Below are 11,915 nucleotides of genomic sequence, written 5' to 3'. Positions count from 1 at the left end.
GGCCAGGGGCATGTGTTGGCATGAGTGCGATGGTCCTCGAGTCCCCGCTATCGGCCGGTCGAGGCGAAAATCCACGGCCTGGCAAATATGCGTAGTCAACTACGCGTGTCGCGTCGACGCCTTTCGCCCGACACTGACGGATGCGCGAATGCGCGACTGATTCAGGGGGTGGGGAAATGGCGGTAGATAGGGAAGACAAGGGCCGGGACTACGGAATCGAAGTTCGAGTGCACGGCATCGGCGATCACGAGCGCTACAGCGCACTTGGCGAGCCGACCTATAAGGAGACGGTGGACAGCCGCGTGTGGATCGGACGCGTGCCTCAATTGCCCAAGCACAAACTGCGACTCGTGAACTGGAGCCGTGCGAATCGGAAGATCACCCGAAATACCGCGTGGTATCTGGCATTCCCATTCACCCTCCTCAACGTCGTCGGCTTCATGGAACCTCGGGAGAAGCGGTGGCGACTCGTCGTCCGAGCCATGATCGCGAGCGCGAGCCTGTGTCTCACGATCAGCATGGCAGCGTGGATCACCGTGATCGTCGAGACCGCATGGCGGTCTCTGGACGGCCACGACGACCGGTTGACCGCCGTGATCCTGCAGGCGTCGGGGCCGAGCATCCTGATCATCCTGGTCCTCTATCGGCTGGTAGCGGGTCGCCCTCTCGTCGATCGCGGTGGCACGCTGATATCGGTCACCACAATCGCCGCGCTCATCGGCATGATCGTGTATCTGCACGGGCACCCCGCGTCGCGGACCCACGGTTTCCTCCACACGATGCTGAACCGTGGGAACGAGAACGCAATCGATCCGATGACTCCGGTCGTGGTCTACACGACGGCGACGATCTGGTTGATTGCGCTTTTCCTCGGTGTCGCCGCATGGACCGATCGGAAGAGACGGGCTCACCTCGCGGGGGCGGCGATCCTGGCGATGCTCGCGGTCGTTCTCCTGCACGCCGGCGGTTCGATAATTCGATTGTTCGTCGCGAGTGCGCTGCAGATCGTGCCATTCGTTCGGAGTAGCGACGACGACAAGAGCACGGGGCTCGAGTACATCCTCTTGCCGAAGGCCGATGATTTCCAAGGCGGGAAATCGCTGGAGTTCGGACACGCATTGCGCATCGACCTGATCCCGCTGTTCCTTCTCGCGATGTTGGCTGCCTTCAGTGTGTTCGTGGCCATCGAGGTGTTTCGGTTCAGAAAGAAGCGTGAGCTACCTGGATTCCGGCCGGACGCTGAATGTTCAGTTCCTGCGGCGGGCGCCCCGGAGTCCCGCAGGATTACGATTAACGGACATTCTTCGACCAACGGACACGGTGCGAGTTCGCGGCTTCCGCGGCCGCCAGCCGAACACGGCAGAGGTGTGGCCGAGGACGCCGAGGATCGCAAGGGAGTCTCCGCGTCGCACTATCTGGTGACCCACCTGTCGAGTTTCCTACCTCGGCTGGCCGTGTTATCACTCGCCCTCACCGCCGCGCTGTGGCTCCTATCGGCATACGCGATCAGCAAGGTGAGCCTCCCGCTCATCGAGGAGTGCTTGATCGTGCTCAAGATCACCGGAGCGGTCGTGATCGTCCTGATCATCGTCCGCCGACCCGAGGACTGGGCCAATCGCCTCGGACGCTTCTTCGGGTCGATCGCCGACATCGCCGGATTCTGGGCCCCCGACCTGCATCCGCTGGCCGGTGCGTCGTATCGGCGGGCGCTGCTGTCGGGAATCCGCCAGGCGATCAACGACCTGGCTCTTCAATTCCCAGGGGAGCCCGTAGCTCTCGTCGGCCACAGTCAGGGATCGGTAGTCTGCGCATGGTTCGTGCGCGGCGGCCACTGGATGGAGAAGCGCACCGAGGGTCGGACGGATCGACGCTCGCTGAAGGATGAGTTGCACCTGGTCGAACGCGAACGATCGGCTCGGATCGCACTGTTCACGTGCGGATCGCCGCTGCACTCGTTGTACGAGACGTTCTTTCCCCGGTACTTCGACGACGCCTTCTTCAAAACGGCGTTGACGATGTCGTACGGCGGGGATCAGTGGAAGAACTATTGGCGCGCAACCGATCCGATCGGAACCTGCCTGCCGTCGTTGGGTGAGGACAGCAACGAGGATGTCACGGAACTGGCCAAGGAGGACACCCTGGGCCACAGCGAGTACTGGAAGGACGATGACCTCCGAGCGGACGTGACGGCCTTCTTCCACCGGGTCCAGAATGACAAACCCAGCCGTGCCACCGTAGTCGCCGACTCGGAGCTGGCGAGATCGCGATGAACAGCACGCGACGATTGAGGAAGACCGTGGTCTGCATCGTGGCTCCCGCCGCCCTGCTCCTGACCGCCCCCAGCGGATCGTGGCTCAGAGCATGCAGCCATGAGCGCCCTCCGATTTCGGTTGTCCACGAGACCCCACCGAAACCGCCGCTGTGGACGCCGCCGACGCGGAAGCCGAGGAACGTCCCGACCGATCTGCCCACCACGGAGACCAGCGAAACGGAGCGCCCATACGGGTGACGTCAGTGCGCGAAGTGTCGTGCGCCCGTCAGATACAGCGTGATCCCGGCCTTGGCCGCGGCCGCGGTGACCTCGTCGTCGCGGACGGAGCCGCCGGGGTGCACGATCGCCCGCACGCCCGCGACGGCCAGCGTTTCGAGGCCGTCGGGGAACGGGAAGAACGCGTCCGACGACGCGACCGCTCCGTCCACCCGCTCGCCGGCCCGCTCGACCGCGAGTCGGGCGGCATCCACCCGATTGACCTGACCCATGCCGACGCCGACCGTCGCCCCGTCCTTCACGACCACGATCGCGTTGGACTTCACCGCCCGGCACGACCGCCAGGCGAACACCAGGTCGGCCAGCGTCTCCGGGTCGGCGGGGGTGCCCGTCGCGAGCGTCCAGTTGTTCGGATCGTCGCCCGCTGCGTCGAGCGCGTCCCGGCCCTGCATGAGCAGCCCTCCGCTGATCTGCCGGAACTCGGTGCCACCCACCTGGGGTTCGGAGGCGACGAGCACGCGGATGTTCTTCTTGCGCGTCAGCACGTCGACGGCACCGGGCTCGTAGGCGGGCGCCACGATCACCTCGGTGAAGATGTCGGCCACCGTCTCCGCCATCTCGACGCTGACCGTGGTGTTGGCCGCGATGACGCCGCCGAAGGCGCTCAGGGGGTCGCACTCGTGCGCCTTGCGGTGCGCGTCTGCCACCGAAACCGACGACACCGCGATGCCACAGGGGTTGGCGTGCTTGATGATTGCGACGCACGTCTGCTCGTGGTCGAACGCAGCACGCCACGCCGCATCGGCGTCGGTGTAGTTGTTGTACGACATCTCCTTGCCGTGCAACTGCTCGGCCTGGGCCAGGCCCGGCCAGCCGATGTCGTTGCGGTACAGGGCCGCCTGCTGGTGCGGGTTCTCGCCGTAGCGCAACACCGCGGCGCGCTTCCACGTCGCGCCCGCCCACGGGGGCAGCGGCGACGGATCCTGCTCGGGCGCCAGTACCGACGTCATCCAGCTCGCCACGGCGACGTCGTACTCGGCGGTGTGCCGGAATGCCAATGCCGCCAGCTTCTTCCGCTCGGCGAGCGTGAAGCCGCCGGCGCGTACCGCGGCGAGCACGCCGTCGTAGCCCATCGGCTCGACCACGACGGCGACGCTCGGGTGGTTCTTGGCCGCGGCGCGCACCATCGACGGGCCGCCGATGTCGATCTGCTCGACGCACTCGTCCTCGCCGGCGCCCGACTCGACGGTCTGACTGAACGGATACAGGTTGACGACGACGAGTTCGAAGGCCGCGACCCCGAGTTCCTCGAGCGCGGCCAGATGTTCGGCCTTCCGGGTGTCGGCCAGCAACCCGGCGTGCACGCGGGGGTGCAGCGTCTTGACGCGGCCGTCGAGCACCTCGGGGAACCCGGTCACGTCCTCGACCGGGGTCACCGGAACACCGGCATCCGCAATGGTTTTCGCGGTCGATCCCGTCGAGACGATGCTCACACCCGCGTCGTGCAGGCCGCGCGCGAGGGCACCGAGACCCGTCTTGTCGTACACACTGATCAACGCCCGCCGGATCGGTCGCCTACCCTCACCGCTGCTGGTCATCCCAACGCCGCCTTTCGTCCAGTCCACGTCACGCCGCGTGTGGCCATCGCGGCGAGTACATCCACCAACAGGCGGCGCTCGACCACCTTGATCCGCTCGTGTAGTGCGGCCTCGTCGTCGCCGTCGAGGACCGGGATCGCCTCCTGTGCCAGGATCGGCCCGGTGTCGACGCCGGCGTCCACCAGGTGCACCGTGCAGCCCGTCACCCGCACCCCGTAGGCGATCGCGTCGCTCACCGCGTGCGCACCGGGGAAGGCGGGCAGCAACGCGGGATGCGTGTTCACGATGCGACCGAGGAAGCGCGAAAGGAACCGTGCACCAAGAATCTTCATGAAACCGGCGGCCACGATGAGATCGGGTCGGTGTTCTTCGGTCGCCGCGGTGATCGCGTCGTCCCACGCCCCCCGGTCGGTGTGATCGCCGAGCTTGACGGCGTAGCCGGGGACCCCGTCGGCCGCCGCGATCTCCAGCGCGCGGCAGTCCCTGTCGGCACCGACCGCCACCACGCGGGCCGGGTAGTCGTCGACGGCCGCGGCGAGCAGCGACTCCAGCAGCGATCCGGTACCCGATGCCAGCACCACGAGTCGCGCAGGCGCACTCGGTGGCACGTGGAGGGGTGGCTGCACGCGATGCAGCCTAATCTGCCGTTCCGCGCTTCTCGTCGCTGGTGCTCTCGTCCTCGTCGGCGAAGAAGTGGGCTTCGGGATCGTCGTCGTGATCGGGAACGGGTGCCGGGGCGCGCGGAGGTTCCGGCGCCGGCTCGGGTTCGACGTACTCGGGCTCCTCGTCGGCCCACTCGACGTACTCGGGCTCGGTCTCGGTCTCGACGTACTCGGCTTCGACGTCCTCGGGCTCGGGCTCCTCGTCGACGGCCTCCGGCTCCGGTGCAGGCGCCGGCGCGGCCGGTGCTGTGCGGACCTTCGGCGTCCGCGCGATGCCGCCGGCCATCGCCACCGTCAGACCGCCGATTCCGAGGAACCACAGGAACACCGCGGGCCCGAACGTCACCTGGTCGACACCGACAGCGCCGAAATTGCCAAGCTTGCCGCCGCTGACGTGGCCCAGCAGCGCCATCACCAGCGCGGCGATGCCCGCCGCGACGGTCACCTTCGCCGCTGCGAGTGCGACGGGCAGTGGCCGACGCGCGCACTGCTGGCCTACGGCTACGGCCGACGCCGCCCCGACGATGAGCAGCGCCACCCAGATGGGCCCGAGCGGGGGCGTCGGCACGGCCGCGAGCACCGGCAGCGCCGGGATGTCGCCGCCGAGCACGGTGAACGAACTGAACGTCGCCAGCCCGATGTGCGCGCTGGATCCGACCGCGATGGCTGCGGTTCCGACGATGACGTTCGGCGCGTACAGGACCGCCAGCACCGTCAGGCTGAACTGGCCGAACACCGAATCCGTGATGCCGTACAGCTGATCCATGGTCGACCAGTGCACGATCATCGAGATCGCCGACACCACGCCGGACAGCCCGAGCAGGGCGAGCACACCGGCCGCGGCGGCCCGCGTCGCGTCCGGTAGCCAGCCGGGCAGCGGCGACTGCCGGAGCAGCCGCCGACCCACCTTCGTGCCGACACCGATCAGCGCCCCGGCCAGATGCACCCCGAGGACGCCGGTGAAGGCGCGCAGCGCGTTCGGCGTCTGCAATTCGGTGAGCACCGACGACGCGTCGTGGATGACCGCGAGGGCGATCGCCGCGATGAGCAGTGGGCCGCCGAGTGCCGACGCCACGACCCACCGCACGACGAACAGCGACGCGCCGGGACTCGTCGCTCTCGCCGTGGTGCGCGCGGTGCCCCACACCATCAACAGCACGGGCAGCAGCGGCATGACGCCGAGTTCGCTCCCGCCGATGTTGACCGGAACCTGGTGCACGCCAAGCCACATGCTCGCGATCGCACCGAACGCGCCGGTCATGTCGCTGTTGGCGATCAGCAGTTGCAGCAACACGAGCGCTGCGATGACCACCAGGGCGACGACCGACGGGCCGAACGCAACCCTGAGAAGGTCGCGGGCCTGACGGGTGCCGACTGGCCGGTTGTCCACTAGACGGGTAGCTCCTCGCGCCTGGTGCGCGCGAACGCCGCGTGCGCCGCTAGTGATTATGACGGCGGCGGCGCCGATTGCTGCGGAGCCACCTGAGTGTGGTGTGCCGCGTCGTCAGGCTCCGGTTTCGCGAGGGACGGTGCCGCCGCGGAGTCGGGTGCCGCCTGCGGCTGACCGAATGCGGGGAAGCCGGTCGGCGGCGTCGGAGGGCCGCTCTGTTGGCCGCCCTGTGATCCGGATGTCGGCCAGGCGGTGGTCTGCGCCTGCGACCCCTGAGGCGCGTTGCCGAAGTGGCCGCCCTGCGGACCCGGTCCGTTCGGCGGCCCGTTCGGGCGTCCGAGGGCCTGGAATCCGCCGGTGTTCGGGGCGCCGCCCTGATAGCCGCCGTACTGCTGCGGCGGGTAACCCTGCTGCTGCGGTCCGCCGTGTGGCTGACCGTAGTACCCACCCGATGCGCCGTAGCCGGGGCCGTAGGCCGGTTGCTCGTACTTGGGCCGCGGCGGGGGCGCGGTGATGACGCCCGCGTCGAGGAGCACAACGGCGACCGCGGCGATCGACTGCAGCACGGAGAACACGATGAACGGGTAGAACGCCCAGTCGATGGGCGCGCCGGCCACGACGACCAGGATCAGCAGCAGGAAGCCGAGCACGGCGAACACCGCGGCGATGGCCGAGCGGTCGGTCTGCTTCGGCAACAGCCCGACACCTGCGAGCAGCGCCGCGACCACGGGTGCCACCACGAGTTCGAAGGCGCTACCGCCGAACTCGCCGAAGACCGGGCCGAAGCTGGTCAGGTAGATCGCGAAACCGAGCACCGCGACCGCGGCACCGAGGTAGACGGGCAGCTTGCTCGGGCCTGCGTCCGGGGCGGACGGCGCTGCCGACGGAGTCGCCGACGCATGCGCCAGCGCCGGGGGCTGGGCGGGCTCCGGGACCCTCTCGAACTGCTGAGTGGGCGCCGAGAACTGCGATTGCGGCGGCTGTGGGTAACCGGGGCCGCCGGGCGGGTAGGTCATGACCTCTCCTGTCCTGTGCGTGTCGAACACCCACGCTAGCGCACCCACCCGTGAGCGCGTCCGGTGCGCGTCAGGCCGACACCAGCACGGGTGTGTTACGCGAATCCGCTTCTGATTCCTCGATTTCCCGAACGAGGGGCAGGACGTGGGCCCCGAAGTACTCGATCTCCTCCTGGAAGTGGAGGAAGCCGCCGAGGATCAGGTCGACCCCGCGTTTGCGGTAGGCCGCGATGCGCTCGGCGATCTGTTCGGGCGTGCCGATGAGCTGGGTACGGAAACCGTCGTTGTACTGCACGAGGTCCTCGAACGACGAATCGGCCCACATGCCCTTCTTGTCACCGGTGGAGTTGCCGGCCTGCTGCACCGCGCCGCGGAAGCCCTCGACGGCGGGCTTGTTGGCCTTGGCGATGATCTCCCGCAGCGTCTCCTTCGCCTCCCGCTCGGTGTCGCGGGCGATGATGAAGCCGTTCAGACCGACCTTCACCTCGCGGCCCACGCTGCGGGCGTGGTCGCGCACCTCCACGACCTGCTCGGTGATCCCGTCGAAGTCCTTGCCGTTGGAGAAGTACCAGTCGGAGTAGAGGCCGCCGTTGCGTCGGGCCGCCGTCGAGTTGCCCCCCTGGAACAGTTCCGGGTTGGGCCGCTCGGGCGTGTTGAGCGGCTTGGGCTTCAGCGTGAAGTCGTGAATGCGGTAGAAGTCGCCGCGGAAGTCCACGTCATCCACGGTCCAGATCTTGCGCAGCACCTGCAGGAACTCCGCGCTTCGCCGGTACCGCTCGTCGTGTTCGAGCCAGGGTTCGCCGAGGTGGGTGAACTCGTCCTTGAACCACCCGGACACCACGTTGACCGCGAACCGGCCGCCCGACAGGTGATCGGCGGTGGCGCCGAGCTTGGCCAACACGGCGGGCTGCCACAGGCCGGGGTGTACCGCGGCGATCACCTTGAGCCGCTCGGTGGCCAGCAGCAGCGCGAGGCTGAAGCTGGTCGACTCGTGCTGGTACTCCGCGCCGTAACTCGCCTCGTAGCGGACCTGCGACAACGCGTACTCGAACCCGTTGTTCTCCGCGGTCTGCGCCAACCTGCGGTTGTACTCGTAATTCCAGTCGGTGCGCTGCTCGATGTCACTGGTCACCAGCCCGCCGCTGACGTTGGGCACCCAGTAGGCGAACTTGACGTGGTCGGCGATTCGTTCGGTCGTCATACCGCCATGCCACCAAGCGAGGTGGCCGCGGTCACGGGTAACGATCCGCGTGACCCTAAGTGGTTGCTGCGGACGCGCTGGGAGGTCCGCCTTGCTTTCCCAGACTGGAACACGTTCTAATTCCAGTCATGAACTTCGGGCTCGTCCTCTTCACCAGCGATCGCGGCATCACCCCGGCGGCGGCTGCCAAGCTCGCCGACGACCACGGGTTCGAAACCTTCTACGTGCCCGAACACACCCACATCCCGATCAAGCGCGAGGCCGCGCACCCGACCACCGGTGACGAGTCGCTGCCCGACGACCGCTACATGCGCACCCTGGATCCGTGGGTGTCGCTGGGAACGGCCGCAGCCGTCACGACGCGGGTACGGCTGTCGACCGCGGTCGCGCTGCCCGTCGAACACGACTGCATCACCCTGGCCAAGTCCATCGCCACGCTCGACCACCTCTCCGGCGGCCGCGTGTCGCTGGGCGTCGGGTTCGGTTGGAACACCGACGAACTCACCGACCACAACGTCCCACCGGGGCGGCGGCGCACCATGCTGCGCGAGTACCTCGAGGCGATGCGCGCCCTGTGGACGCAGGAGGAAGCCGAGTACGACGGCGAATTCGTGAAGTTCGGCCCGTCCTGGGCGTGGCCGAAGCCGATCCAGTCGCACATCCCGGTCCTCGTCGGCGCGGCGGGCACCGAGAAGAACTTCAAGTGGATCGCGAAGTCGGCGGACGGCTGGATCACCACACCGCGCGACTTCACCATCGACGAACCGGTGAAGCTGCTTCAGGACACCTGGGCCGCCGCCGACCGCGACGGCGCCCCGCAGATCGTCGCGCTCGACTTCAAGCCCGATCCCGAAAAGCTGGCGCACTGGCGCGAATTGGGTGTTACGGAGGTGCTCTTCGGGCTGCCCGACAAGTCCGAATCCGACGTCGCCGCCTATGTCGAGCGGCTCGCGGGCAAGCTCTCCGCGCTGGCGTAACTCAGGCCAGCTGGGCCCTGTTGACGTCACCGTCCGCGGTGACCGTGATCTTCGCGCCGAGCGGATCGCCCTCGGTCATCAGCGCCATCAGGCGCTCATCGGTGCTGAGCGCCATGAACCGGCTGCCGTCGGCGTCGAGCCGGCCGATGACGACGCCGGTGATCTCCGGCCAGTCGTAGCGCACCGAATACGTCTCGATGGTGCCGCGGCCGTCGGCGTTGCGGGTGACGGGGATCGTCGGAAGCGCGGCGATGTCGGCCTGCAGCTCCCTGCTCCGGTCCGGCGCCCAGTCGGCGGGCTCGGTTGAGTACACCCCCACCGAGTACTTGCTCATCACACCGCCGTTCGCACCGACGAGGCCGAAAGCACCTGGCTTGTCTCGCATTTCGGCGACAGTCTCGGCGATCCCGTGCAGGGAGTAGCTGTTGCCGGGTCCGCCGAAGTATGGCAGGCCACCGGTGAGCGTCAACCCGCGCGGATCGTCGGGGGCGACGCCCGTCTCGTCGCACACCGCGAACACCGGGAAGGGGAAGCAGCTGTAGAGGTCGAAGGTCGCGACGTCGTCGATACCGATGCCCGCGACCCGAAGCGCTTCGGCCACAGCCTGTCTCGCGGAGACGCTGACATCAAGATCGACGCGATCGAGGAGGTCCTGCTCGGTCTGGTCGGCGTGCCCGCGCAGGTACACCCACCTCTCCTCGGGCACCCCGAGTCGAGCGGCGGCGGCCACCGACATGACGAGCACCGCCGCGCCCTGGTTCACGGTGTCGCGAGCGACCAGGTAACGGGGGTACGGGTCGCAGATCATCCGGTTCTCGTCGGTGACGGTCACGATCTCGTCGACCGAACGCTCCACCGGGGACGACGAGAACGGGTTCTTGGCAGCCACTTTCGAGAACGGAGCGAAGAGCTCGGCCATCGCCCGGCGGTAGTCGGCCACACCGAGCCCCAGCCGTGCGCGGCGGGCGTTGTCCAGCAGCCCGTACTGCACGGGGGCACCGGTCAGGCCGTGCTTGGCGGTGTACTCGCTCATGTACTGCTCGAAGCCGTACCCGCGGTCCTCCAGCTGCCCGCCGACGCGCTCGGTGAAGTCCGGCTTGTCGGCACGATTGGAGAAGTACTTCGCCGTGGACCCCGGCTCCGAGCCGAGGACCAGGGCCACCTCGATGTCGCCGGCCGCGATCACCCCGGCGAACTCCGTCACCACCTTCTGCGATCCGTTGCCCCCGATGGGCTCGAGCACCGCACGCGCCGGATCGGCGCCGACTCGCTTCGCCACCGACCGCACGTAGTTGTCCGACGCACCGAGGGGCGGATCGGCGAACGGCGTGCAGATCTCGAACTGCCGGAGGCCGGCGAAGACCTCGATCGCCCGCGCCACCTCGGCCACGTCGGCTCCGGTGTCGGCGAGCGCCGCCCGCACCGCCTCCGTGGCCAGGTCGACCGCCGACATACCGCGGTATCCGGGGTCGTCGAGGCGTTCGGTGAACTGGCCGACTCCGACGATGACGGGCGTGCGCGGATCCACCATTACAGACCTCCTGGCAAGTGTTAGTTCGTGAGGCTAACCGATACCTGGAACCTGTTCCAATTCCTGTGACTCACCAGACCCGCGACCAGACGCAGAATCCCCTCAATCGCGGGGATTGAGGGGATTCTGCGTCTGCTCGCGGAGGAACTAGAGCGCCTCGAAGATCTCGCGCGCCAGCTTGGCGGTCTCGGACGGCGTCTTGCCGACCTTCACCCCGGCGGCTTCGAGCGCTACCTTCTTGCCGTCGGCGGTGCCCGCACCGTCGGAGACGATGGCACCGGCGTGGCCCATGGTCTTGCCCTCCGGCGCGGTGAAGCCCGCGACGTAGCCGACGACCGGCTTGGAGACGTTGGCCTTGATGTACGCGGCGGCCTTCTCCTCGGCGTCGCCGCCGATCTCACCGATCATCACGATCAGCTTGGTCTCGGGATCCTTCTCGAACGCCTCGATGGCGTCGATGTGGGTGGTGCCGATGACCGGGTCGCCGCCGATGCCGATGGCGGTCGAGAAGCCGAGATCGCGCAGCTCGAACATCATCTGGTAGGTCAGGGTGCCGGACTTCGACACCAGCCCGATCGGCCCCTTGCCGGTGATGTTGTTCGGCGTGATGCCGACGAGCGCCTCGCCGGGCGTGATGATGCCGGGGCAGTTGGGCCCGATGATGCGGGTCTTCTCACCCTTGTCGACGTTGTACGCCCACGCATACGCGGTGTCCTGCACCGGGATTCCCTCGGTGATGACGACGAGCAGCGGGATCTCGGCGTCGATGGCCTCGATGATCGCGTCCTTCGAGAAGGCGGGCGGCACGAAGGCGATCGACACGTCGGCGCCGGTCTCCTTCATGGCCTCGGCGACACTGCCGAACACCGGCAGTTCAACGTCGTTGCCGTTCTTGTCCTTGTGCGACACCGTCGTTCCGGCCTTGCGCGCGTTCACGCCGCCGACGACCTGCGTGCCCGCCTTCAGCATCAGCGCGGTGTGCTTGGTGCCCTCGCCGCCGGTGATGCCCTGGACGATGACCTTGCTGTCCGCGTTAAGGAAAATCGACATGG

General features: G+C 67.8%; 9 protein-coding genes. 2 read left to right on the top strand and 7 right to left on the bottom strand.

Translation table 11 applies throughout. The annotated features are described in order from the left end of the window. Positions 1–176: 176 nt before the first annotated feature. Positions 177–2,270 carry a lipase family protein gene (locus tag NM203_RS06140; RefSeq protein WP_255058826.1) on the top strand — a complete coding sequence of 698 codons (2,094 nt, stop codon included), beginning with the start codon at positions 177–179 and terminating at the stop codon, positions 2,268–2,270. Between the two features lie 241 nt (positions 2,271–2,511). Here NM203_RS06140 and purH read toward each other — a convergent pair whose 3' ends face one another. From purH to sfnG, 5 genes are all read right to left on the bottom strand, one after another. Next, positions 2,512–4,086, bottom strand: coding sequence for a bifunctional phosphoribosylaminoimidazolecarboxamide formyltransferase/IMP cyclohydrolase (purH, locus tag NM203_RS06135; protein ID WP_255058825.1), 1,575 nt, complete (start codon positions 4,084–4,086; stop codon positions 2,512–2,514). Beyond that, positions 4,083–4,712, bottom strand: coding sequence for a phosphoribosylglycinamide formyltransferase (purN, locus tag NM203_RS06130; protein ID WP_255058824.1), 630 nt, complete (start codon positions 4,710–4,712; stop codon positions 4,083–4,085). Before purN ends, purH begins: the two co-directional genes overlap by 4 nt. A gap of 10 nt (positions 4,713–4,722) precedes the next feature. Next, positions 4,723–6,138: a cell division protein PerM gene (locus NM203_RS06125; RefSeq protein ID WP_255058823.1), complete on the bottom strand. Its 1,416-nt coding sequence runs from the start codon at positions 6,136–6,138 to the stop codon at positions 4,723–4,725. A 56-nt stretch (positions 6,139–6,194) separates the two neighbouring features. Then, positions 6,195–7,154: a DUF5336 domain-containing protein gene (locus NM203_RS06120; protein WP_255058822.1), complete on the bottom strand. Its 960-nt coding sequence runs from the start codon at positions 7,152–7,154 to the stop codon at positions 6,195–6,197. A gap of 70 nt (positions 7,155–7,224) precedes the next feature. Continuing rightward, positions 7,225–8,355, bottom strand: coding sequence for a dimethylsulfone monooxygenase SfnG (sfnG, locus tag NM203_RS06115; protein WP_255058820.1), 1,131 nt, complete (start codon positions 8,353–8,355; stop codon positions 7,225–7,227). Positions 8,356–8,483: 128 nt separating this feature from the next. Between sfnG and NM203_RS06110 the strand changes: the two genes are divergently transcribed. Then, the gene (locus tag NM203_RS06110) at positions 8,484–9,332 is read left to right on the top strand and encodes an LLM class F420-dependent oxidoreductase (protein ID WP_255058819.1); all 849 of its coding nucleotides are present in this window, start codon (positions 8,484–8,486) and stop codon (positions 9,330–9,332) included. A 1-nt stretch (position 9,333) separates the two neighbouring features. Here the strand turns inward: NM203_RS06110 and NM203_RS06105 are convergent, their stop codons facing one another. Together NM203_RS06105 and sucD are read right to left on the bottom strand one after the other, a co-directional pair. After that, positions 9,334–10,863: an acetyl-CoA acetyltransferase gene (locus tag NM203_RS06105; protein ID WP_255058818.1), complete on the bottom strand. Its 1,530-nt coding sequence runs from the start codon at positions 10,861–10,863 to the stop codon at positions 9,334–9,336. A gap of 147 nt (positions 10,864–11,010) precedes the next feature. Beyond that, a complete protein-coding gene (sucD, locus tag NM203_RS06100) occupies positions 11,011–11,913 on the bottom strand; it encodes a succinate--CoA ligase subunit alpha (RefSeq protein WP_255058817.1) in 903 nt (300 codons plus the stop codon). Positions 11,914–11,915: the final 2 nt, after the last annotated feature.

Source organism: Mycolicibacterium arenosum, assembly GCF_024320865.1.
Classification (GTDB): domain Bacteria; phylum Actinomycetota; class Actinomycetes; order Mycobacteriales; family Mycobacteriaceae; genus Mycobacterium; species Mycobacterium arenosum.
Note: the sequence above shows the minus strand (reverse complement) of the source record. Positions and strands in the feature narration are given on the sequence as shown.